We start from the raw sequence: 23341 nt of genomic DNA on the forward strand, positions 1-23341 counted from the left end.
GATTAACGACTGGACTCGGATTTTGGGCGCTCGAAAAACAGCTCACGGGCTTGCTGCAGGCTGATCTCGCTGCGGTAGTAGGCAACGGCTTGTTGATGGTTCAAGCCTTTGGGCGAGTCGGCGGCGGCGCCCAGGCTGTGCTCGGCTGGAGTCTTCAGGCGGGCAGATAACATGGACTTGTCCGGTGTCCAGTTCGCACTGTAGTGAAAGTGGGCATACCAGAGCACTTCGCGCGTCACGCGGTCGCTGATGGTGTACTCATCCAGATAGTCAGGCGTGTGGGACTTGATTCGACGGCGGTTCACGGTTTTCTTGATGGCGATCGTATTGTGTTGTTTAAGCCACTGCACCGCTGTCACGGTAGGAGGAGACGACCTGAGCGCCCTTTGCACCAGCTGGTTACTTTGCTGATAGAGCTGGGCCAACGCGCTATCAATCGCTTTGGTCACCTCGCTCGCGGGAAGCGCCATGGCGTTGCTCTCTGTGATGTTATGTTGAGTCAGTGCCTGCTCGATGGCATTGCTTGCCTTCTCCAATCGCTGTGCGTGTTTGTGGTACAGATACTCGATCCCAAAGGGCTCACGATCGGCGAGGTTGCTGTGGGCACGGGCACGCGCTTGAAAGGCGGGCAGCCCATCGAGCAATGCCTGGCCCTGATTGATGGTCAACTGCAGATCCACCTCAGCCGGTTCGGCGGAAGGGGATGGGGCTCTTTCGTGAAGTACCCAGACACCCTTGGATTTTTCATGGTAAGTGGCGAGGATCTGATGGGTCAGCGGTGAGCGAATATCCACCAGGCCGGTTTCCAGCCCGACTTCGTTCAAGCGCGGTTCACCGATCAGCAGGCCACCGTAGCGAGTGTGGATAAACTGTTTCAACGGGCGTGGCGGGGTCGAGGGCGGGGTCGGTCGGCTCCTGAGCACTCCGCGCTCGGCACTCAATACCCCGAGGTTCCTCGCGGCGCGCCGCTGGAAGCCACTCAGCTCGCCGCGCAACTCCTGCAACTTGTCGGTGATGGCGTGCGCGGAGTACTCCACGGGAAAATCCTGCAGGCGTTCGTCCAGCAGTTGAAACTGCTCGACCAGGTTGCTCAAGGTGTCAAAGCGTTCATCCAGGCGTCGATCGCTGCGCTCCTCCAATGTATCGCGCAGGCATTGGATTGCGACATCCGCTGTGTCGATGATGTTGTCTATTTCCGACCAGGCCTCGGGAGCTGTCTGCAAGGTGTCCTTGGGCAGGCACAGGTTGCGGCTGAGCGACACGCGAATGGCCTTCAGGTCGTCAACGCTGTAGACCGGCATCGAGCTCTTGAGGGTATCCAGCAAAACGGCACCGTCCCTGGCCAGGCTTTTGAGCTCCCGGAATCGGCCGTGCATGTATTCCAGCTGTACAAGCAATGCGCCGGTCAGCTCGCGCATCTCACGGAAGTCTTCAATCGGGCGCTCCATGGACACCACAGCCTGGCGTTGCAGCTGCTCATGCACGATGCGCCATTTGGGTGTGAAGCGCGAAAGGATTTCGCTCAGCGTAGCCTGGGTCAATCGGGCCTGGGCCTTGATGTAACTCAAGGCTTTTGGCGCGTATTGCGCCGTGGGTTCATGCACGTTCATTTCCTTGAGCATCTGCAACGCCGTCTCGTATTCCGTGCGTTGGGTTTGCAGGGTCTGCAGATAAGCCTGGCGCAATGCTTGCGTTGATGTGGAGGGCTGCGCATCCATCGCCTGGCGCGCGTTCTGCAACGCCTCCTGGTTGGCTTTTTTCTGGCTTTCGAATATTTCCAGCTGCCGACGTAGCTCCTCTGCTTTTTGTCGGGCCAGCGCGCGGGCTTTGGTGCTCATGAGTTTGGGGCTGCCTCCCCGAAGGCGCAGGCGCGTATCGATGAACCATTGACCCTTGCTGTTGTGAACCAGCGGAGGGCCAGTACGCGAAGGGTTTCGAGCGTCGACAATCAGCACGGTTTCGCCTTCATCCACTGTGACCTGAAACCAGCGTTCGCCTACTGGCGCATACCAATGCTGGCCGCCGCGATACAGGTCTTGCCACGGGCCTGCCTCGTGGTGCGCCTCGCCCAGCGTGTCAGGCTTGCTCACCTTGAAACTGTCCAGCACGGTTGCCAGGCGCGGCGGTGCGCGATTGATCGCGCCGCTGACGATCAGGGGCTGGTCATGTACGGCGAGTGCCTCTGCCGAAATCGTCGGCTGCTGGCTGGTTGTCACAGGTTCCGGGGCGGCTGGTGGCCGTGGTGCGGGCGTCGGTTCGTTGCGCACTGAACCCGCAGGGGCGCTGCGGCTGGCACTGTGCAAAGTGATGGCCATGCCGATGTTCTGCAGCAAGTCGGTAAGTGCGGTCCAGGTGGAGTCATGCTCAGGATGGGCGCGGGTCTCCACCACCACTTGTAACTCATCCATGATCTGCCAGATCCAGGCGGCGATGCCCACGGTACGCGCGAGGAATGGCAAGGCCAGATTGAAGGTCATCCAGCCGGTGCGTTTGAACGTGGCCCAGCGGGCTTCGGCATTGGACACCGATTGCCGGTCGGCGAGGGTGACCATGGCATTGGCATTGGCGTGGTAGAGCGTCTTGAACTGGTCATCGGTGATCGTGGCCTGGTCCAGAAGCACCGGCCCGCCCATCGTCCAAACCTTGAAGGGGTCGACCATGAAATCGACCACGGCCCAGGGCGAGGGCAGGTCGCCAGGGAATACATAGCGGGCATAGTCAGTGCTCACCGTATCGGGCAGCCAGGCCAGTACGGACTCGCGCAGGTTTACTGATTGCTGCAGGGCATAGAGCAAGTTGCTGGGCGAAGGGAACTGCGACAGGGGGTTGTCGAGCAACGGCCGATACAACAGGCATGGACCGGCGGCCGGGTCCTGGGGACCGATCACGAACATATTGGCGACCTTATCCGGCGTTTTATCTGCTCGGCGAGTCGGCACAAACGCCAGTGGGCGGATCACGATGGGTTGGCCCTGCACTTGCCGGTCACTGGGCTCGGCGCGCATGACGGCTTTCACGTAGGCGTAGCCTTGCTCATCAATGGCGCTTTCGCCGCGTATCTTGCATTGCAATGCCAGCAACGGCAGTTGAATGCGCAAGTGCTCGGCATAGAGCCGCTGGCGGCGATCCGCCTCCTGTGGGTGCGCCAGCAGTTTTTCCTTGATCAGTGCCGGGTAGGTATTCCCGACATCCACCCGGCTGATCAGGCGTTCCAGGTAGTTGACGGTGAACCATTGCGGCAGCACCAGCGTGATGTGATAACGCAGGGACTTATTCCCTAATGGCAGGGCGATCAAGTTCTGCAGGGCAAGCTCCGGCAGGGTGAATGCTGTGGTCTCTATTTTTCCGGGGACGGTGAACAGGCCCCAGACCACAGGGCTGCGCACCACGATTTCGACGCCATCGAGCCACCGCGCATCAGCGTCGGGGTGATCCTTGAGCATTTCGGCTTTCAGCCGTTCAAGCGTGTACGCGTGAAGAGAGCTGATGCCTTCGTCATAGCTGCGGCCTTCGTTGGCACTGTGCAGGGTTGCCAGGTCCTTGAGGTGTCGGGCATAGGCATCCTGGTCAGAGATGGAGGCGCTGGTCAGCCAGTCGGGCAGGGCGTGTACGTATTCCTGCAAGGGCCGTGCGCTGCGTTTGGAACGCGGTGCCGGCGGCTGCGCGGGGTTGTTGCGAGGTGCATCCGGCGTGTCCAGATCAGAAACGTCGATGGCGCCGATATCCTTGACCTGGATGCTGATCAACGCGCAGGCCAGATAATCGAAAAAATCTCCTTCCGGTTCGACGAGGCGCCACCGCTGCTCTTTATTGGCTACCGTCAGCAGTGGCAGGTCTTGACCCAGTGCTTCCAGTGAATGGTATTTCTTGAAACCCGAAAACAATGACTGGGTGAGGATGACTTCGGCCCCCTGCTGTTTGCCAATCAGGACGCTGATCAAGTAATCATCCACATGGTTGGCCTTGCCCTCGGCATCGACTTCGTCGATATCAATCACATAAGCGCGAGGGGCATCGAAGGTCTCCCGCTTGCGTGTCGCGGCATCCGGCGTCTGGAACAGTTGACGCGCCATGAAGCAATCGTCTTCCGTCAAGCCAGGCACCTGGTTGATGTTCCAGAAGTCGCGCAAGATCATCGACAAGCTGTGCCAACGTGAACCACCGCTGTTCTCGATGCTGTTCCAGTAGTCCAATTGCGCTTGTTGATAAGCCCGCAACATTATCGGGGCCAGGGTGTTCATCACACCGGCAATATCGAGGATACGCACCGGCAGGTGCACCGCAGGCTCAACGATCGGCAACTGGGCCAAAAAATGTTGGCCTTCGAGGTAGAGCATCGGCAGGGCGAATACCGCCTGCACCACGAGAATATCGGTCAGCACCGCATAATCACGGCCAATGGGGATGACCTGGCCATCTTTGACATCCCATGACGGGGTGCCAACCACGATCGTGTTCGGGTCCATATCCCAATCGGGATACAGCGTTTTCAATTGGGCGCGCAGCATTGTCGCGGCCACTTCGCGAAACGCGGGGCCGGTGCACATTTGCGCAATCAGCGCATCAATGAGCTCTGGGTCGGGCTCGGTGGAGAGAGATAGAGGCATGGCGCTTCCTGACAGGCGAGATAATGGCAAACGCTCCGGAAAAACCGGAGCGTTGCCATGCTAGGAAGCATCGCGTCAGGAGCGGTGGTGCTTATATACGATGGGGGCCAGCCCTCAGCGCAACTCGCCGCAGAGGTCCAGTTCCACCAGGCGACGGACTTCGCACGCCTCGAGCCCGGCACCGATCAGTGCATTAAGCTTGCCGAATGCCGCCTCACGGGTCATGCCGCCGCCGGACAACACGCCGACGCCACGCAGGCGGCTGCCGGCTTCGTAGACATCCAGCTCCACGCCGCCTTCATGGCATTGAGTGATGGCAACGACCACGATTGCTTTGTCCTGTGCCCGTTGCAGGCTGGCCAGGAACGCAGGATTGTCACTGGGCCCGGTGCCGCTGCCGAAGCACTCGAGGATCAGTGCCTGGATACCGCTATCGATCAGCGCATCCAGTTGCACGGCCGCGATGCCCGGCACCAGCGGCAACACTCCAATGTTGGCCAGGGCCTTGGGCTGACGAAAATCCAGGGCCGCCGGAATGTCACTGGCCCGGGCCACGCCGCCATTGCGCTGCAACGCGGCAAACGGGTGGCGACCAAAGCTGCGGATCTTCGCGCAACGGGTCGGCGCCATCAGCGCGCCGTGGAAATACAGATGAACGCCGGGCGCCAGGCCTTCGCCCAAGGCTGCCAGCGCACCGCTGACGTTTTCCCAGGCATCGCTGTCCGGCACGCCGGCCGGCAGCATGGAGCCGGTGAACACCACAGGCGCCGGCAGCCCCAGCAGTTGGAAGCTCATCGCCGCCGCGCTGTAGGCCAGGGTGTCGGTGCCGTGCAGGATCAGCACGGCGTCGCAGCCGGCGTCCACTGCCTCGACCACGGCGGTGCGCAGGCGCTGCCAGTAAGCGGGGGTCATATTGGCGCTGTCGATCAGCGGGGACATTTCCCGGAAGCGCCAAGCAGGCAATGGCTGGTTGCAAAGCTGTTCGCGCATGCGCGCTTCGAAACCGGATGCGGGCGCCAGGCCATTGGCGCTGGCCTGCATGCCGATGGTGCCGCCGGTGTAGAGCACCATCACGTTGTTAGCTGATTGCATCAAGAAATCTCCTGAACGAAAAACGCCGCCGGGCCCAGAGCATGCCCAAGGCCGGGCGGCGTGTCATCTGTCGGCTCTTATTACGCTTGGCGCTGCGCTTGAGCATTCAGTTCAGCCGATGGTGCACCGTCCGGTTTTACCGGATTGGCCGGCCAGGCCTGACGGTCCAGATCCAGATCAGGGAACTGGCTGGAGTCGAACACCGGCGTCTTGATACCCGCTGCACGCTGGTTGTCGTAGTCGTTCAGGATGCGCATGGCGATCTTGAACAGGAACGCCAGGGCGAACAGGTTGACGAACGCCAGCAGGGTCATGGTGATGTCGGCGAAGGCGAACACGGTGCTCAGGTTCTCGATCGAGCCCCAGAAAATCAGCGCCAGCACCAGTGCGCGGTAGCCCATCAGCACCTTGCGGTTGTTGCCGACCAGGAAGCGCAGGTTACTTTCGCCGAGGTAGTAGTTGTACATGATCGATGTGAACACGAACAACGCCAGGGCCACCGAGATGAACATGCGACCCCAGTCACCGACTACCGCCGCCAGGGAGTTCTGGGTCAGGGCAATGCCGTCGCCTTCAAAGCCTGGGGTGTAGAAGCCGGAGAGCAGGATCAGCAGCGCAGTGCAGGTGCAGATCACGAACGTGTCGAGGAACACGCTGAACGCCTGGACCACGCCCTGGGCGATCGGGTGTTCTACCGAAGCCACTGCCGCCACGTTAGGCGCGCTGCCCAGACCGGCTTCGTTGGCGAACACGCCGCGCTTCACACCCATGATGATTGCGCTGCCCACCAGGCCGCCGAAGGCTTGGTCGAGGCCGAAGGCGCTCTTGACGATGGTCGCGAGCATGGCCGGCACGTGGTCGAATTGCAGCACGATCACGTACAGGGTTACTGCGATGTAGACCAGAGTCTTGACCGGCACCAGCAGGTCGGCAATCGAGGCGATTCGCTTGATCCCGCCGATGAACACCAGGCCCAGCAATACCGCGAGGGCAAGGCCGGTGTAGGTGGTGTCGAGGCCGAAAGCATTGTTCAGCGAGTGGGTCACGGCATGGGCTTGCAGGCCGTTGAAGGCAAAGCCGAAGGTGACCAGCAGCAGGAACGCCATCAGCATACCCAGCCAGCGTTTCTGCAGGCCGTGCTGGATGTAGTAAGCCGGGCCGCCACGGAAGGTGCCTTCGGCGTCAGTGCGCTTGTACAACTGACCGAGGGAGCACTCGATAAAGCTCGAAGACATGCCCACCAATGCGGTGACCCACATCCAGAACACGGCGCCCGGGCCACCCAGGGTCACGGCAATGCCGACACCGGCGATGTTACCGGCACCGACACGGCCGGCCAGGCTGAGCATCAGCGCCTGGAACGAGCTGAGTTGGTCTGAGCTGTTTTTCAGGCTGTCGCGAAACACCGAAAACATGTGGAAAAAGTGACGTAGTTGAACGAAACGCGAGCGGATCGTGAAATAACCGCCGAGCCCGACAATGAGCACGATCAGTACTTTCCCTGAGAGGAAGTCGTTGATGACTTCGAGCATGGAGTGTTCCTCGCTGATTTTTCTAATGGCAAACGCAGGACGGTCCGGGCCTTCGCATAGCACCAGGCAGTGCGCGACGGTTCGATCCCAATCCTTTTGCGGGTGTTGTTATTCATGCGCTTTCGCGTTGCTTCGGGCCTCGTATCGATGGCCGTAGACGCGAAGAGGGGCGGCACTATACCTAGGCGAGCGGGATCCGTCTGCACGAGACGATTAAAGGTTTCAGCCGCGTGTCGGCTGGCAAGGAGGGTTTACAGGGCGATATTGGAGTTTTTATGGGCATCATTTCACAACCTTGAGACAAAAAAAGGGCCTGAAGAACGAGCCTTCAGGCCCTCAAAAGGTGAGAGGTGTCTAGTCCCTCAGCCTGGTGAGCGGTGCAACAAACGCTTAGGCCTTCAAGGGGACCAAACGTGGAGCGATCATGTTCTCGGGGCGCAGGATGTCGTCGAGCATGGCATCGTCGAGCAAGCCTTCCTCGCGCACCAATTCCAGCACGCCGCGGCCGCTTTCAAGGGCGACACGGGCGATACGGGTGGCGTTTTCGTAGCCGATATACGGGTTCAGCGCGGTGACCAGGCCGATGGAGTGCTCCACCAGCTCGCGGCAACGGGCTTCGTTGGCGGTGATGCCGGTGATGCAGTGTTCGCGCAGCATGTCCATGGCGCGTTGCAGCAGGCGGATCGAGTCGAAGATCTTGAATGCGATCAGCGGCTCCATCACGTTCAGCTGCAGTTGACCGCCTTCGGCTGCCATGGTCAGTGCCAGGTCGTTACCGATCACTTGGAACGCTACCTGGTTCACGGCTTCCGGGATCACCGGGTTGACCTTGCCGGGCATGATCGAGCTGCCTGGCTGGCGTGCCGGCAGGTTGATTTCGTTGATGCCGGTACGCGGGCCGCTGGACAACAGGCGCAGGTCGTTGCAGATCTTCGACAGCTTCACCGCGGTACGCTTGAGCATGCCGGAGAACAGTACGAAGGCGCCCATGTCGGAAGTGGCTTCGATCAGGTCGGCGGCCGGTACGACCGGCTGACCGCTGATCACGGCCAGGCGTTGTACCGCCAGGGCCTGATAGCGTGGGTCGGCGTTGATGCCGGTGCCGATGGCGGTGCCGCCCAGGTTGACTTCGGTGAGCAGTTCCGGCGCCAGGGTTTTCAGGCGGGCCAGGTCTTCACCCAGGGTGGTGGCGAAGGCGCGGAACTCCTGGCCGAGGGTCATCGGCACGGCGTCTTGCAGTTGGGTACGGCCCATTTTCAGGACGTGGCTGAATTCTTCACCCTTGGCGGCGAACGCCTGGATCAGGCTGTCGAGACTGGCCAGCAGCGCATCATGACCCAGCAGCAGACCCAGGCGGATCGCGGTCGGGTAGGCGTCGTTGGTCGACTGCGCCATGTTCACGTCGTTGTTAGGGTGCAGGTACTGGTACTCGCCCTTGTTGTGGCCCATGGCCTCCAACGCGATGTTGGCGATGACTTCGTTGGCATTCATGTTGGTTGAAGTGCCGGCGCCGCCTTGAATCATGTCCACCACGAACTCTTCGTGGAAATCGCCGCGGATCAGACGGGCACAGGCTTCGCTGATGGCAGCGTGCTTGGCTTCGCTGAGCTGACCCAGCTCGCGGTTGGCGTCAGCCGCCGCTTGCTTGACCATTGCCAGACCGACCACCAATTTCGGGTAATGCGAAATCGGAACGCCGGAGAGGCGGAAGTTATTCACCGCTCGCAGGGTCTGGATGCCGTAATACGCTTGGGCGGGTACTTCGAGTACGCCAAGCAGGTCTTTTTCGGTACGGAAAGATGCAGCGGAGGACATGACGGAAATCATCTCGATATGGACCCGGAACTGGCCGGAACGCTGCGAATGCTAGGCTTCCATAAGTTTTTGGGCCAATGCTGTTCAGCACTGACCCATGCACAAACGGCATAATGTGGATGTGACCCAGCTATGATGGCGGGCGTGTGTGCCAAAATGGTGCATACCCGTGGGAGGAAGTGATGAACCTTGAGAGCAAATGGCTGGAAGACTTCAGTGCCCTGGCGGCGACTCGCAGTTTTTCCCAGGCGGCGGAGCGGCGCTTTGTGACCCAGCCGGCGTTCAGTCGCCGTATCCGTAGCTTGGAAGCCGCGCTGGGCCTGACCCTGGTCAATCGCTCGCGTACGCCGGTGGAACTGACGGCGGCGGGGCAGTTGTTCCTGGTCACCGCGCGTACGGTGGTCGAACAGCTCGGGGAAGTGCTGCGCCATCTGCATCACCTGGAAGGCGGGCAGGGTGAGGTCATGCAAGTGGCAGCGGCCCATTCCCTGGCCTTGGGCTTCTTCCCGCGCTGGATTGCGCAATTGCGCAACGAAGGCTTGAACATTGCCACGCGGCTGGTCGCCACCAACGTCGGCGACGCGGTGCACGCCCTGCGCGAAGGTGGCTGCGATCTGATGCTGGCGTTCTACGACCCGGACGCGGCGATGCAGATGGATGCCGAAATCTTCCCCTCGCTGCATCTGGGCAACACCGAAATGCTCCCGGTCTGCGCCGCTGACGCCGAGGGCAAGCCACTGTTCGACCTGGAGGGCGAAGCCAGCGTGCCGTTGCTGGCCTACAGCGCCGGTGCTTTCCTTGGCCGTTCGGTGCACCTGCTGCTGCGCCAGCGTGCGCTGCGCTTTACGACGGTGTATGAAACCGCCATGGCCGATAGCCTCAAGAGCATGGCCCTGGAAGGCTTGGGCATCGCCTGGGTGCCGCAATTGAGCGTACGGGCGGAATTGGCCCGGGGCGAACTGGTCGTGTGCGGCGGCCCGCAATGGCATGTGCCGCTGGAGATCCGTCTGTATCGCTGCGCGTTGGTGCGCAAGGCGAACGTGCGGCTGCTGTGGCGCAAGCTGGAGGGGGGAGCGGCGCAGAATGCCTGAGACCAAAACTGTTCAAATTCGGGAGGGGGCTGGCATGACGGGGTGTCAGGTACTTATTTCTCACTGATACGCCGCTATCGGGAGCAAGCCCCCTCCCACAGGGTTTTGCGGTGTCTTGGACTGACTCGTAAGTCAATAAAACCGCTGGTTTGCGCCGTAAGACAGATGGTCATTCCAGGGGCTGTTTATCTGCATTATTACGGTATACTGCGCGGCCTTCGGCCGGTCCAATCGGCCTGAATTTCGTACAACAAGCCACGCCGGTCTCCCGCGTGGCTTGTTGTTTTTTGACGCGCCCGCGGGCGCCCAGAGAGAAGAGGCACGACGATGAGTGCATTGGTTGGCGTGATCATGGGCTCCAAGTCCGATTGGTCCACCCTTAGCCACACCGCCGATATGCTGGAAAAACTCGGCATTCCCTACGAAGTGAAAGTGGTCTCCGCCCACCGCACTCCGGATTTGCTGTTCCAGTATGCCGATGAAGCAGAATCCCGTGGCATCGAGGTGATCATCGCCGGTGCCGGTGGTGCAGCCCACCTGCCGGGCATGTGTGCGGCCAAGACCCACCTGCCGGTGCTCGGCGTACCGGTGCAGTCGTCGATGCTCTCGGGCGTGGACTCGCTGCTGTCCATCGTACAGATGCCGGCCGGTGTTCCGGTGGCGACCCTGGCGATCGGCAAGGCCGGTGCGATCAACGCAGCCTTGCTGTCCGCCAGCATCCTGGGCGCCAAGCACCCGCAATTCCATGCGGTGCTGAAAAAATTCCGTGCTGAACAGACAGACAGCGTGCTGGACAATCCAGACCCACGTATCGCCTGAGGTTGTTGACGATGAAGATCGGTGTAATCGGTGGCGGCCAATTGGGCCGCATGCTGGCCCTGGCGGGAACGCCGCTGGGAATGGACTTCGCTTTCCTGGACCCGGCGCCGGACGCTTGCGCGGCCGCTCTTGGTGAGCACTTGCGCGCAGACTACAGCGACCCGGACCACCTGCGCCAACTGGCTGACGAAGTCGATCTGGTGACCTTCGAGTTCGAAAGCGTCCCGGCCGAAACCGTGGCCTTCCTGTCGCAGTTCGTACCGGTGTACCCGAGCGCCGAAGCGCTGCGTATCGCTCGCGACCGCTGGTTCGAGAAAAGCATGTTCAAGGACCTGGGCATTCCGACCCCGGCCTTCGCCGACATCCAATCCCAGGCGGACCTGGACGCTGCCGTCGCCAGCATCGGCCTGCCGGCTGTGCTGAAAACCCGTACCCTGGGTTACGACGGCAAGGGCCAGAAAGTCCTGCGTACCGAAGCCGATGTGGTCGGCACCTTTGCCGAGCTGGGCAGCGTTGGCTGTCTGCTGGAAGGCTTCGTGCCGTTCACCGGTGAAGTCTCGCTGATCGCCGTGCGGGCCCGTGATGGTGAAACCCGCTTCTACCCGTTGGTGCACAACACTCACGACAGCGGCATCCTCAAATTGTCAGTGGCCAGCACTGACCACCCGCTGCAAGCCCTGGCCGAAGACTATTCCAGCCGCGTGCTCAAGCAGCTGGACTACGTTGGCGTAATGGCGTTCGAGTTCTTTGAAGTCGACGGTGGCCTCAAGGCCAACGAAATCGCGCCGCGTGTGCACAACTCCGGGCACTGGACCACCGAAGGCGCTGAGTGCAGCCAGTTCGAAAACCACCTGCGGGCGGTCGCCGGCTTGCCGCTGGGGTCTACGGCCAAGGTCGGCGAGAGCGCCATGCTGAACTTCATCGGCACGGTGCCTGCGGTTGAGCGAGTCATCGCTATCGACGACTGCCATCTGCATCACTACGGCAAGGCCTTCAAGGCGGGGCGCAAGGTCGGTCATGCCAACCTGCGCTGCAAGGATCGCGCAACGCTGCAAGCGCAGATCCTCAAGGTTGAAGCGCTGATCGCCGAACAATAAGCCCGGGATCGGCGGGAACCATTTGGGGGTCGCCATCCTCTGATTGCAGGATGCCAAAGCCTGCTAGGCTTTGGCATAGTTCACCTACATTCAGAGGGAAATGCCATGGGTATCATCGGAACCATCTTTATCGGCCTGATCGTCGGTCTGCTGGCGCGTTTCCTCAAGCCTGGCGACGACAGCATGGGTTGGATCATGACGATCCTGCTGGGTATTGCAGGTTCTCTGGTCGCCACCTACGGTGGTCAGGCCCTGGGCATCTACCAGGCGGGCCAAGGCGCAGGCTTCTTCGGTGCGTTGGTTGGCGCTGTCGTGCTGCTGGTTATCTACGGCCTGCTGAAAAAGAAATAATCCACGCGTTGAACCCTCTGCGCTGCGCAGGTGCAGAGGGTTAGAATGCTCGCCACTTTGTACTTGCCGAGCTTCCCCATGCGCCGACTTCTGTTAACGCTTCTCTTGCTGGGCTCCGGCCTGGCGCACGCTGGCGAACTGCCGGAAACCGACTGGCTCGACCTGATGCCGCTCTCGGATCAGAAAGCGCTCGAAGCCATGCCTGAAATCGACCACAACTCTCCCGAAGCACAAGGCACCTTCACCGACAAAGGTGGCTTGAAGCAGAGCAAAGGCTTGCCTGCGGTGATGTATTCGACCAAGACCGTGGCGGCCATGAACGGCAAGAACATCCGTATCGGCGGCTACCCCGTCCCGTTGGAAACCGACGCGAAGGGCCGCAGCACGTTGTTCTTCCTAGTGCCGTACCCGGGCGCCTGCATCCATGTGCCGCCACCACCGCCTAACCAGCTGGTGCTGGTGCGTTATCCCAAGGGGCTGAAGCTGGAGGATATCTACACGCCGCTATGGGTCACGGGCATGCTGAAGGTGGAGAAGGTGAATAACGACTTGGCGGATGCCGCCTATGCGCTGGATGCGGCGAAGGTGCGGGTCGTGAAGGAGTCGGATCTCTAAGCCACAACGCCTATCCCTGTGGGAGGGAGCAAGCCCCTCTCACATGTTTTGTTTACAGGGTGATAGCGCTGAGGCTCACGCCCAAGGTGTGGCTTTCGCCGGGCGCCAGCTTCACCACATCATCCAGCACGTTGGCCGTCTCGATGCACAGCATGCCCGGCCAGCCATCGTCGGCCATGTCGTCCAGCGCTTTGGCGCGCTCGGTCCACGGGTTCCAGATCACCGTGGACCTGGAGCCCTCGGCGGTCAGCTGGATGCGGCGTTGCCAGTCTTTATCGACAATATTCAGCTGCGTCGGGGTCTCGAGGTAGATGCGATCCGTCTCTGCAGTGAAGTGCAGCAGGCCGGATTGGGTTTTCTCGGCCCAACCGTCGGCAGTATCGATATACGCCAGGCCATCCAGGCCCTCGACCTGTACGTTTCGCACATCGCTGACAGCGAAGTAGGTGTGCAGTGCCTGGCTGAGGGTCACGGTGTCGGTGCCACGGTTATGGCTGGTCAGGCGGATATGCAGTTGGTCGTCCAGCAGCAGGCTCAGCTTGAGGTCGACCTGATGGGGCCAGCCAGGGAAACCACCTGCCGGCGCCGGTAACACGAAGTCGACGCGCAGTGCATTGCCTTCGGGCTCGGCTGCGGCCAAGGTCCAGAGTGCGGTGCGCACAAAACCGTGAGCGCCAGCCGGCTGCTCGCTTTGACGCATCGCCTTTACGCTCTGCGGGTTACGGTCGAATACGCCAAACCACGGCCAGCACACCGGCACGCCGGTACGAATGCCTTTGCCTGTCTTGAACACCGCCTCAGGGTTCTGCCAGATCAGCGGCTGCTCGCCCTGACGCTGATAACTGAAGATGTGCGCGCCCTGTTGGGCCACCATCAGTTCGGCGTCGTTGTGGCGGATGCGCCAGCAATCCAGCTCGTCCTGTTTCACGGCTTCAACGTGGGGCGTAGTCATGGCAGTACTCTCAATGGGCAGGCAATGGGGCAATTGACCGTCAAAAACCGGCGAGGTTTAACGCGCGCGCGACGGCACCGAACGAGTACGGCCGCTGCCATCGATGGCGACGAAGACAAACACCGCCTCGGTGACCTTGCGCCATTCGCTGGACAGCGGGTCGTCGCTCCACACTTCGACCATCATCTGGATCGAGCTGCGGCCGATTTCCAGGGCCTGGGTATAGAAGGACAATTGCGCGCCCACGGCCACCGGCACCAGGAACGCCATGCGATCAATCGCTACGGTGGCCACGCGCCCACCTGCGACCTTGCTGGCCATGGCGGTGCCGGCCAAATCCATCTGTGCGACCAGCCAGCCGCCAAAGATGTCGCCAAAACCGTTGGTTTCACGCGGGAGCGCAGTGATTTGCAGAGCGAGATCGCCTTGCGGGATAGGATCTTCTTGTTCGAGTTCGATCATGCCGAGGGTGCCTCTGACCCGTGACGCTTCATGGGTATTTCAAGTGGATAGCCGTCTTCAAAAAACGTTTCAGCACCAACATACACCGCTCAATGCGTTTCTCGTAAGGCGGACTAAAGGGAAACTCTGCCAAATCGGCTGGATGGCACCCAACAACGTTTTGGCACAGCAGCCCCTCAAGACAGCGGGTCTGGCGCTTGCAAGGGCCGAGTATATCGGGACGATTGCGCCGCGACGACCACCCGACGCTCATTTGGTCGGCAATTAGCGTCTGTAATGCGGCTTTTTCCGGCAACTGTGCTTCTTATTGCGGTTAAAGCGTATGAACAAGGAATATTTCGCCCATTGAAGTGTTATTCGGCGGACGCTGTGCTTTTCCAAGCGATTTGCTATCTTGCCAAACCCGATGCAAGTCCCGGGCTTGCCGTTCTGATTACTATAAGAGAAGCCTTGCCATGTCCTCCGTGCCCGCAAGCAGTGCGCAACCTTCGCGCCCGCTGACCCGCAACGACTATAAAACGCTGTCGCTGTCTGCCTTGGGCGGGGCGCTGGAGTTCTACGACTTCATCATTTTCGTGTTTTTCGCCACCGTGGTTGGAAAACTGTTCTTCCCCGTCGACATGCCTGAATGGCTGCGCATGCTGCAGACTTTCGGCATCTTCGCCGCAGGCTACCTGGCACGCCCGCTGGGCGGCATCATCATGGCGCACTTCGGCGATTTGCTGGGCCGCAAGAAGATGTTCACCTTGAGTATCTTCATGATGGCCGTGCCGACCCTGATCATGGGTCTGCTGCCGACCTACGCGCAGATCGGCCTGTGGGCGCCGCTGCTGCTACTGCTGATGCGGATCATCCAGGGCGCCGCGATCGGTGGCGAAGTACCGGGCGCCTGGGTGTTCGTCTCCGAGCACGTTCCGTCCCGGCATATCGGCTACGCCTGCGGCACCCTGACCAGCGGCCTCACCGCCGGTATCCTGCTGGGCTCGCTGGTGGCCACGGCCATCAACACGATCTACAGCCCGGAGCAGGTCGCGGATTACGCCTGGCGCATCCCGTTCCTGCTCGGGGGTGTGTTCGGGCTGCTGTCGGTATACCTGCGTCGTTGGCTGCATGAAACGCCGATCTTCGCCGAGATGCAGCAGCGCAAGGCCCTGGCCGCCGAGTTGCCATTACGCGCAGTACTGCGCGATCACCGTGGCGCCATCGTGCTGTCGATGCTGTTGACCTGGTTGCTGTCGGCCGGCGTTGTCGTGGTGATCCTGATGACCCCGACCGTGCTGCAAACCCTCTATCACTTCAGCCCGACCGTGGCCCTGCAGGCCAACAGCCTGGCCATCGTCACCCTGAGCCTGGGTTGCATCGCCTCCGGCGCCCTGGCCGACCGCTTCGGCGCCGGCCGCGTGTTGGTCAGCGGTTGTGCACTGCTGCTGGCGACCTCATGGACGCTGTATCACAGCCTGCTTGCCCATCCCGACTGGTTGTTCCCGCTGTATGCCTTGACCGGTCTGTTTGTCGGCACCATCGGCGTGGTGCCTTACGTGATGGTAAAAGCCTTCCCGCCAGTGGTGCGCTTTAGTGGGTTGTCATTTTCCTACAATGTCGCCTATGCCGTATTCGGTGGCCTGACGCCATTGGCGGTGTCGTTGCTGATGAAGGAAAGCCCGATGGGCCCGGCCTATTACGTTGCTGTCCTGTGTGTGATGGGAATGGCCGTGGGCGGATACCTGTGGAAGCGCGGGCGCTGAGCCATCGCTGAGCCGGTGGCGAGCAGGCTCGCTCGCCACCGGTGTTCGAGCAACGATTACAGAGTGTTTCTGAAACAATTCCCCAAACGCTTCAACCTGCCTCGCAAACCCCGTATTTGTTGAGTTTCTCCTTCCTGTCAGATTTTTCATGAATGCTGGCCTTTCATCTAATTGTCATATTCCAGACATAGAGTGTTCACACGGCCTACTGATACTTGGCCCCGATCCAACTATCCCTATCTGCTAGGAGCAAGGCATGAAACTGAAACGTTTGATGGCGGCAATGACTTTTGTCGCTGCTGGCGTTGCGACCGCCAACGCGGTGGCCGCTGGTGTTGATCCGGCAATTCCGGCGTACGTCAAGACCACTGGTGTGTCGGGCAACTTGTCCAGCGTCGGTTCCGATACCTTGGCTAACCTGATGACCCTGTGGGCCGAGGGTTACAAAAAGGAATACCCGAACGTCAACATCCAGATTCAAGCCGCCGGTTCCGCCACCGCGCCACCTGCGCTGACTGAAGGCACCTCCAACCTGGGCCCGATGAGCCGCAAGATGAAGGACACCGAACTGGCTGCCTTCGAGCAGAAGTACGGCTACAAGCCAACCGCTATCCCGGTTGCCGTGGATGCCCTGGCGGTCTTCGTACACAAGGACAACCCGATCCAGCACCTGACCATGGAACAAGTCGACGCGATCTTCTCCTCGACTCGTCTGTGCGGCGCTAAAGCCGACGTAAAAACCTGGGGTGACCTGGGCGTGACCGGCGACCTGGCCAACAAGCCAGTGCAACTGTTCGGTCGTAACTCGGTATCCGGCACTTACGGCTACTTCAAAGAAGAAGCGCTGTGCAAAGGCGACTACAAGCCAAACGTGAACGAACAACCAGGCTCGGCTTCGGTCGTGCAGTCGATCAGCTCCTCGCTGAACGGCATCGGTTACTCGGGCATCGGCTACAAGACTGCAAGCGTGAAGACTGTTGCCCTGGCCAAGAAAGGCAGCACCGACTTCATCGAAGACAGCGAAGAAAACGCCCTGAACGGCAAATACCCGCTGTCGCGCTTCCTCTACGTCTATGTCAACAAAGCCCCGAACAAGCCTCTGGCACCGCTGGAAGCCGAGTTCGTGAAGCTTGTGTTGTCCAAGCAAGGCCAGGAAGTTGTCGTCAAGGACGGCTACATCCCACTGCCAGCCAAAGTTGCCGCCAAGGCCCTGGCTGACCTGGGCCTGAAAGAAGGCGCCAAGTAAGCCTTCGGTAAAGCCGCCTTGAACCGGGTTCGCTCCACGGTTCAAGGCCCAGGCGGGGTCGATAAGACCTGGACCTCGCCTCTTAATTTCTGATCCGCTGCGAGCCCTGCTAGCGGCGGATTTCTTGCGTCACTGCATTGTCATCTTTCTGTCATACAGGATCGCTAGGGTGTGCGCATGAATGATCTGGCCAATTCCACCATGACGACGACTTCTCCCCCCAAGCGCATTGATTTCAATACGCCTGAACTGCAACGCAAGCGCCGCCTTCGCGCGCTCAAGGATCGCCTGACCCGTTGGTACGTACTGGTCGGCGGCCTCGCCGTCCTCGGCGCCATTACCCTGATTTTCTTCTTCCTTGCCTACGTTGTCGCGCCGCTGTTCCAAGGGGCTTCGCTGACCAAGGAAGATGCGTTGACGCCTGCATGGATGCAGGACGCCGGCAAGCCGCTGATGATCGCCATCGAAGAACAGAACCAAGTTGCCCTGCGGGTTTCCGACAAGGGCCAGGCGCTGTTCTTTGATGTACAGACCGGCGCCGAGCTCAAGCGTATCGACCTGCCGCTGCCGGCCGGCAGCCAAGTGGTGTCTATCGGTCGAGACCAGCCAGGCAGCCCGTTGGTGATCCTCGGCTTGTCCAATGGCCAGGCCCTCGTCTTCCGCCACACCTATAAGGTGTCTTACCCGGACGGCAAGAAAACTATCAACCCAGCCGTGGAATACCCCTACGGTGAAACGCCGATTGTCCTCGACGATCAAGGCCGCCCGCTGGAACACGTCGCTCTCAACGCTACCGACTCTTCGCTGGTGGTGGCCGGTTCCGCCGGTTCGTATTTGAACGTGCTGGGCCTGAGCCGCGAAGAAAACATGATGACCGGCGAAGTGACCAGCGAGCAGAAGCGCATCGAGCTGCCGCAAATGACTGAGCCGGTGAAGGCGATCTTCATCGACCCGCGCCAGCAATGGTTGTATGTGGTCAACGGTCGTGCCCTGGCCGACGTGTTCAGCCTGCGCGACAAGAGCCTCAATGGGCGCTATAAGCTGCTCGAAGACGGCACCGCCGAAATCACCGCCAGCACGCAATTGGTCGGTGGCATCTCGCTGATCGTCGGTGACTCGAAGGGCGGCCTGGCCCAGTGGTTCATGGCCCGCGACCCGGATGGCGAACAGCGCCTGAAACAGATCCGCACCTTCCAGATGGGCACTGCGCCGATCGTGGAAATCACTGCTGAAGAGCGTCGCAAAGGCTTCACCGCCCTCGACGCCTCCGGCAAGTTCGGCGTGTTCCACAGCACCGCGCACCGCACCCTGCTGGTGGACCCGGTGGTGGATGGGCAAGGCCTGTTCGGCCTGTCGCCGCGCGCCAATCAAGTGATCGTCGAAGCCGGCGGCAAGCTGCAGCCGCTGTTGCTGGACAACCCGCACCCGGAAGTGTCGTGGAGCGCGTTGTGGAGCAAAGTCTGGTACGAAAACTACGACGAGCCTAAATACGTCTGGCAATCGACCGCCGCCAACACCGACTTCGAACCCAAGATGAGCCTGGCTCCGTTGACGTTCGGCACGCTGAAAGCCGCGTTCTACGCCATGTTGCTGGCCGCACCCCTGGCGGTTGCCGCAGCGATCTACACCGCTTACTTCATGGCCCCGAGCCTGCGCCGCAAGGTCAAGCCGGTGATCGAATTGATGGAAGCGATGCCGACGGTGATCCTCGGCTTCTTCGCCGGCCTGTTCCTGGCGCCGTATGTCGAAGGGCATCTGCCGGGGATTTTCAGCCTGCTGATGCTGCTGCCGATTGGCATCCTGGTTGCCGGTTTCATCTTCAGCCGCTTGCCTGAGTCGCTGCGCCTGCGGGTGCCGGATGGCTGGGAAAGCGCGATCCTGATCCCGGTGATCCTGTTCGTGGGCTGGCTCTCGCTGTATATGAGCCCATACCTGGAGACCTGGTTCTTCGGCGGCGACATGCGCATGTGGATCTCCCACGACCTGGGCATCACCTATGACCAGCGCAACGCCCTGGTCGTCGGCCTGGCCATGGGTTTTGCAGTGATCCCGAACATCTACTCCATCGCCGAAGATGCCGTATTCAGCGTGCCGCGCGGCCTGACCCTGGGCTCACTGGCCCTGGGCGCCACACCGTGGCAGACCATGACCCGCGTGGTCATCCTGACCGCAAGCCCGGGTATCTTCTCGGCGCTGATGATCGGCATGGGCCGTGCCGTCGGCGAGACCATGATCGTACTGATGGCCACTGGTAACACTCCGGTGATGGAAATGAACCTGTTCGAAGGCCTGCGCACCCTGGCAGCCAACGTCGCGGTGGAAATGCCGGAATCGGAAGTAGGCGGCAGCCACTACCGCGTGCTGTTCCTCTCGGCGCTGGTGCTACTGCTGTTCACCTTCATCATGAACACCCTCGCCGAGCTGATCCGTCAGCGTCTGCGCAAGAAATACTCGTCGCTTTAAGAAAGGTAGAAGTCTGTGAAACAGAACTCCCTGAATGGATGGTTCAAGAGCGGCGCCCCCGGCGTCTGGATCAGCGGTGGCGCGGTGTCCATCGCGGTCATCATGACCATTGGCTTGCTGGCCGTGATTGCGGTGCGCGGCCTGGGTCATTTCTGGCCGGCTGACCTGATCCAGGCCAACTACAGCGTGCCCGGCCAGGAAAACCACATCGTCATCGGCGAAGTGGTGCAGAAGGAAGAAGTGCCCCGCGAGCGCCTGAAAAGCGCCGGCTTGCCGGTGCCTGACCAGGGCCCGGAATTCATGACCCGCGAGCTGATCAAGGTCGGCAACCGTGACCTGAACGGCAACGATTTCACCTGGATCGTCGGCGAGTGGTTGAAAGACCAGACCAAACCGGTCGAGCTGATGGCCATCGAGCGTCGTGAGTGGGGCAACTTCTACGGCACCCTGATCAACGTCAAACAGGATGGCAAGGTTGTCGCCGAAGGCGAGGCTGCGTGGCCTGAGCTGCAAGCCCGTGTCGAGCGCGTCAACAAGCTGGCTGCCCAGCTCAAGACCCTGGAGAAATCCGATATCGGCGCGATCAACGCCGGGTTGGAGCGCATCCGCCTGCACGGTCGCAAGCTGGAGCTGGAAGGCAAGCTCGACGCCACGGCCCAGGCCGATATGGAAGCGGGCCGTGCCGAGCTGAATAATCGCTATAAGGAGGTCGAGGCACGCCTGGCTGACCTGCACACCCAGTTCAACCGCGACAGCCTGACGGCTCGCGACGCCAACGGCAAGGAAGTGGAAATCGGCATTGGTAAAGTGGTACACGCCTACCAGCCGAACGCCATGGGTACCCTGACCAAGATCGGTTTCTACTTCAGCAAGGTCTGGGAATTCCTCAGCGACGACCCACGGGAAGCCAACACCGAAGGCGGGATTTTCCCGGCGATCTTCGGCACCGTGATGATGACCCTGATCATGGCGATGATCGTGACGCCGTTCGGTGTACTGGCGGCGGTTTACCTGCGTGAGTACGCCAAGCAGAACACTCTGACTCGCGTGATCCGCATCGCCGTGAACAACCTGGCGGGCGTCCCGGCCATCGTTTACGGCGTGTTCGGTCTCGGTTTCTTTGTGTACGTCCTGGGTGGCTCGGTCGACCGTCTGTTCTTCGCCGAAGCCCTGCCGGCCCCGACCTTCGGTACGCCGGGCCTGCTGTGGGCCTCGCTGACCCTGGCGCTGCTGGCCGTGCCGGTGGTGATCGTAGCCACCGAAGAAGGCTTGGCGCGGATCCCCCGCACCGTGCGTGAAGGTTCCCTGGCACTAGGCGCGACCAAGGCGGAAACGCTGTGGAAGATCGTGCTGCCGATGGCCAGCCCGGCGATGATGACCGGCATGATTCTCGCCGTGGCCCGTGCCGCTGGTGAGGTGGCTCCGCTGATGCTGGTGGGTGTGGTGAAACTGGCACCGTCGCTGCCGCTGGACGGCAACTACCCGTACCTGCACCTGGACCAGAAGATCATGCACCTGGGCTTCCATATCTATGACGTCGGCTTCCAGAGCCCCAACGTCGAGGCCGCGCGGCCACTGGTGTACGCCACGGCCCTGCTGCTGGTGCTGGTGATCGCCACGCTCAACCTGTCGGCAGTGTGGATTCGTAACCACCTGCGCGAAAAATACAAAGCACTGGATAGCTGATCCGAATTGACGCGGACTCAATGTGGGGGCGAGCAAGCCGCTTCCACACAACGAATTGGTAGCACAGGGAGCATCCCATGCAACACGAAACCCACACCCACGGCATCAACATGTCGGCCCTGGGTCGCGACAAGCAGAGCCTGAGCCTGGCCCAGGAAACCGTGGCCATCGAAGTGCCGGGCCTGAGCCTGTACTACGGCGAGAAACAGGCGCTGTTCGACGTCAGCATGAACATCCCCAAGCAACGCGTGACGGCTTTTATCGGCCCGTCCGGCTGCGGCAAGTCCACGCTGCTGCGTACGTTCAACCGCATGAACGACCTGGTGGACGGTTGCCGTGTGGACGGCGCCATCAACCTTTACGGCAGCAACATCTATCGTAAGGGCGAAGATGTGGCCGAGTTGCGTCGCCGCGTGGGCATGGTGTTCCAGAAGCCGAACCCGTTCCCCAAGACCATCTACGAAAACGTGGTCTACGGCCTGCGCATTCAGGGCATCAACAAAAAGCGCATCCTCGACGAAGCGGTGGAGTGGGCCTTGAAAGGCGCTGCGCTGTGGGATGAGGTCAAAGACCGCCTGCACGACTCGGCACTCGGCCTGTCCGGCGGCCAGCAGCAGCGTCTGGTGATCGCCCGTACCATCGCCGTGGAGCCGGAAGTGTTGCTGCTCGACGAACCTTGCTCGGCGCTCGACCCGATCTCGACCTTGAAGGTCGAAGAGCTGATCTACGAGCTCAAGTCCAAGTTCACCATCGTTATCGTGACTCACAACATGCAACAGGCGGCGCGGGTTTCCGACTACACCGCGTTCATGTACATGGGCAAGCTGGTGGAATTCGGCGACACCGATACGCTGTTCACCAATCCGGCGAAGAAGCAGACCGAAGACTACATCACCGGTCGCTACGGCTAGTATCCGGTGGTTTCGATTGCACTGAATGCTGCGGCTCTCCGCACCTTACCGGACGTTCCAAGGACGCCAACATGATTAGCAAAGAAGGTCTTACCCATCACATCTCCGCGCAGTTCAACGCCGAGCTTGAGGAAGTGCGCAGCCACCTCCTGGCGATGGGCGGGTTGGTGGAGAAGCAAGTCAACGACGCCGTCACCGCGCTGATCGAGGCCGACTCGGGCCTGGCCCAGCAAGTGCGCGAGATCGATGAACAGATCAACCAGATGGAACGCAATATCGACGAAGAATGCCTGCGGATCCTGGCGCGTCGCCAGCCGGCGGCATCCGACCTGCGTTTGATCATCAGCATTTCCAAGTCAGTGATTGACCTGGAGCGCATCGGAGACGAATCCACCAAGATCGCCCGTCGTGCCATTCAATTGTGTGAAGAAGGCGAAGCGCCGCGCGGTTACGTGGAAGTGCGCCATATCGGCGACCAGGTGCGCAACATGGTGCGCGATGCGCTCGACGCGTTTGCCCGCTTCGATGCCGAGTTGGCGTTGTCGGTGGCCCAGTACGACAAGGTCATCGACCGCGAGTACAAGACGGCGCTGCGCGAGCTGGCCACTTACATGATGGAAGATCCACGCTCTATCTCGCGGGTCTTGAACATCATTTGGGTGCTACGCTCCCTGGAGCGTATCGGCGACCACGCGCGCAATATCTCGGAACTGGTGATTTACCTGGTTCGCGGCACCGACGTGCGGCACATGGGCCTCAAGCGCATGAAAGCCGAAGTTGAAGGTACCGTTGATCAAAACCCTAATGTTCCCGGCGAACCTGACGATAAATAAGGTTGCCCGAGAAATTAACGCCCG

The 23341-nt window shown here is 60.7% G+C and carries 17 protein-coding genes; 11 read left to right on the plus strand and 6 right to left on the minus strand.

Going from position 1 to position 23341, the window contains the following annotated elements:
* Positions 1-2: 2 nt before the first annotated feature.
* The 4 genes from DK870_RS10095 to aspA all read right to left on the minus strand — a co-directional run bounded on the left by DK870_RS10095 (position 3) and on the right by aspA (position 9046).
* Positions 3-4607, minus strand: a complete 4605-nt coding sequence (locus DK870_RS10095; protein WP_161548582.1) for a hypothetical protein — start codon at positions 4605-4607, stop codon at positions 3-5.
* Between the two features lie 114 nt (positions 4608-4721).
* A complete protein-coding gene (locus tag DK870_RS10100; RefSeq protein WP_104995044.1) occupies positions 4722-5699 on the minus strand; it encodes an asparaginase in 978 nt (325 codons plus the stop codon).
* Between the two features lie 80 nt (positions 5700-5779).
* Entirely contained in the window at positions 5780-7231 is a 1452-nt protein-coding gene (locus tag DK870_RS10105) for a sodium:alanine symporter family protein (protein ID WP_161548583.1), read from the minus strand.
* A 390-nt stretch (positions 7232-7621) separates the two neighbouring features.
* Positions 7622-9046: an aspartate ammonia-lyase gene (aspA, locus tag DK870_RS10110; RefSeq protein WP_060756637.1), complete on the minus strand. Its 1425-nt coding sequence runs from the start codon at positions 9044-9046 to the stop codon at positions 7622-7624.
* Positions 9047-9228: 182 nt separating this feature from the next.
* Here aspA and DK870_RS10115 point away from each other — a divergent pair, with 182 nt between their 5' ends.
* From DK870_RS10115 to DK870_RS10135, 5 genes are all read left to right on the plus strand, one after another.
* Positions 9229-10137, plus strand: coding sequence for a LysR substrate-binding domain-containing protein (locus DK870_RS10115; protein WP_060756638.1), 909 nt, complete (start codon positions 9229-9231; stop codon positions 10135-10137).
* A 327-nt stretch (positions 10138-10464) separates the two neighbouring features.
* On the plus strand, positions 10465-10956 hold the full coding sequence (purE, locus tag DK870_RS10120; protein ID WP_060756639.1) for a 5-(carboxyamino)imidazole ribonucleotide mutase: 492 nt from the start codon (positions 10465-10467) through the stop codon (positions 10954-10956).
* A gap of 11 nt (positions 10957-10967) precedes the next feature.
* The gene (locus DK870_RS10125; protein ID WP_060756640.1) at positions 10968-12053 is read left to right on the plus strand and encodes a 5-(carboxyamino)imidazole ribonucleotide synthase; all 1086 of its coding nucleotides are present in this window, start codon (positions 10968-10970) and stop codon (positions 12051-12053) included.
* Between the two features lie 105 nt (positions 12054-12158).
* Positions 12159-12404 carry a GlsB/YeaQ/YmgE family stress response membrane protein gene (locus DK870_RS10130; protein ID WP_060756641.1) on the plus strand — a complete coding sequence of 82 codons (246 nt, stop codon included), beginning with the start codon at positions 12159-12161 and terminating at the stop codon, positions 12402-12404.
* Positions 12405-12482: 78 nt separating this feature from the next.
* Positions 12483-13019: a DUF3299 domain-containing protein gene (locus DK870_RS10135; protein ID WP_060756686.1), complete on the plus strand. Its 537-nt coding sequence runs from the start codon at positions 12483-12485 to the stop codon at positions 13017-13019.
* A 52-nt stretch (positions 13020-13071) separates the two neighbouring features.
* Here the strand turns inward: DK870_RS10135 and DK870_RS10140 are convergent, their stop codons facing one another.
* Together DK870_RS10140 and DK870_RS10145 are read right to left on the minus strand one after the other, a co-directional pair.
* Positions 13072-13971, minus strand: a complete 900-nt coding sequence (locus DK870_RS10140; protein ID WP_161548584.1) for a D-hexose-6-phosphate mutarotase — start codon at positions 13969-13971, stop codon at positions 13072-13074.
* A 57-nt stretch (positions 13972-14028) separates the two neighbouring features.
* On the minus strand, positions 14029-14433 hold the full coding sequence (locus tag DK870_RS10145; RefSeq protein WP_003176975.1) for an acyl-CoA thioesterase: 405 nt from the start codon (positions 14431-14433) through the stop codon (positions 14029-14031).
* Positions 14434-14888: 455 nt separating this feature from the next.
* On the opposite strand from DK870_RS10145, the gene DK870_RS10150 reads away from it, so the two are divergent.
* The 6 genes from DK870_RS10150 to phoU all read left to right on the plus strand — a co-directional run bounded on the left by DK870_RS10150 (position 14889) and on the right by phoU (position 23317).
* On the plus strand, positions 14889-16178 hold the full coding sequence (locus DK870_RS10150; RefSeq protein ID WP_060756643.1) for an MFS transporter: 1290 nt from the start codon (positions 14889-14891) through the stop codon (positions 16176-16178).
* 256 nt (positions 16179-16434) lie between these two features.
* Positions 16435-17424, plus strand: coding sequence for a phosphate ABC transporter substrate-binding protein PstS (locus DK870_RS10155; protein ID WP_060756644.1), 990 nt, complete (start codon positions 16435-16437; stop codon positions 17422-17424).
* A gap of 429 nt (positions 17425-17853) precedes the next feature.
* Entirely contained in the window at positions 17854-19887 is a 2034-nt protein-coding gene (locus tag DK870_RS10160; protein ID WP_174554052.1) for an ABC transporter permease subunit, read from the plus strand.
* Positions 19888-19902: 15 nt separating this feature from the next.
* Positions 19903-21573: a phosphate ABC transporter permease PstA gene (gene pstA / locus DK870_RS10165; RefSeq protein ID WP_060756646.1), complete on the plus strand. Its 1671-nt coding sequence runs from the start codon at positions 19903-19905 to the stop codon at positions 21571-21573.
* A gap of 77 nt (positions 21574-21650) precedes the next feature.
* A complete protein-coding gene (pstB, locus tag DK870_RS10170; protein WP_060756647.1) occupies positions 21651-22484 on the plus strand; it encodes a phosphate ABC transporter ATP-binding protein PstB in 834 nt (277 codons plus the stop codon).
* 71 nt (positions 22485-22555) lie between these two features.
* Complete coding sequence (gene phoU / locus DK870_RS10175) at positions 22556-23317, plus strand: phosphate signaling complex protein PhoU (RefSeq protein ID WP_060756648.1); 762 nt, start codon at positions 22556-22558, stop codon at positions 23315-23317.
* Positions 23318-23341 lie beyond the last annotated feature (24 nt).

It is taken from the genome of Pseudomonas sp. Q1 (assembly GCF_009935975.1).
Classification (GTDB): Bacteria; Pseudomonadota; Gammaproteobacteria; order Pseudomonadales; family Pseudomonadaceae; genus Aquipseudomonas; species Aquipseudomonas palleroniana.

Coding starts and splice junctions, on each gene's coding strand:
- DK870_RS10095 (WP_161548582.1), bottom strand. CDS start 4,607: ATGCCTCTATCTCTCTCCACCGAGCCCGACCCAGAGCTCATTGATGCG.
- DK870_RS10100 (WP_104995044.1), bottom strand. CDS start 5,699: ATGCAATCAGCTAACAACGTGATGGTGCTCTACACCGGCGGCACCATC.
- DK870_RS10105 (WP_161548583.1), bottom strand. CDS start 7,231: ATGCTCGAAGTCATCAACGACTTCCTCTCAGGGAAAGTACTGATCGTG.
- aspA (WP_060756637.1), bottom strand. CDS start 9,046: ATGTCCTCCGCTGCATCTTTCCGTACCGAAAAAGACCTGCTTGGCGTA.
- DK870_RS10115 (WP_060756638.1), top strand. CDS start 9,229: ATGAACCTTGAGAGCAAATGGCTGGAAGACTTCAGTGCCCTGGCGGCG.
- purE (WP_060756639.1), top strand. CDS start 10,465: ATGAGTGCATTGGTTGGCGTGATCATGGGCTCCAAGTCCGATTGGTCC.
- DK870_RS10125 (WP_060756640.1), top strand. CDS start 10,968: ATGAAGATCGGTGTAATCGGTGGCGGCCAATTGGGCCGCATGCTGGCC.
- DK870_RS10130 (WP_060756641.1), top strand. CDS start 12,159: ATGGGTATCATCGGAACCATCTTTATCGGCCTGATCGTCGGTCTGCTG.
- DK870_RS10135 (WP_060756686.1), top strand. CDS start 12,483: ATGCGCCGACTTCTGTTAACGCTTCTCTTGCTGGGCTCCGGCCTGGCG.
- DK870_RS10140 (WP_161548584.1), bottom strand. CDS start 13,971: ATGACTACGCCCCACGTTGAAGCCGTGAAACAGGACGAGCTGGATTGC.
- DK870_RS10145 (WP_003176975.1), bottom strand. CDS start 14,433: ATGATCGAACTCGAACAAGAAGATCCTATCCCGCAAGGCGATCTCGCT.
- DK870_RS10150 (WP_060756643.1), top strand. CDS start 14,889: ATGTCCTCCGTGCCCGCAAGCAGTGCGCAACCTTCGCGCCCGCTGACC.
- DK870_RS10155 (WP_060756644.1), top strand. CDS start 16,435: ATGAAACTGAAACGTTTGATGGCGGCAATGACTTTTGTCGCTGCTGGC.
- DK870_RS10160 (WP_174554052.1), top strand. CDS start 17,854: ATGCAGGACGCCGGCAAGCCGCTGATGATCGCCATCGAAGAACAGAAC.
- pstB (WP_060756647.1), top strand. CDS start 21,651: ATGCAACACGAAACCCACACCCACGGCATCAACATGTCGGCCCTGGGT.
- phoU (WP_060756648.1), top strand. CDS start 22,556: ATGATTAGCAAAGAAGGTCTTACCCATCACATCTCCGCGCAGTTCAAC.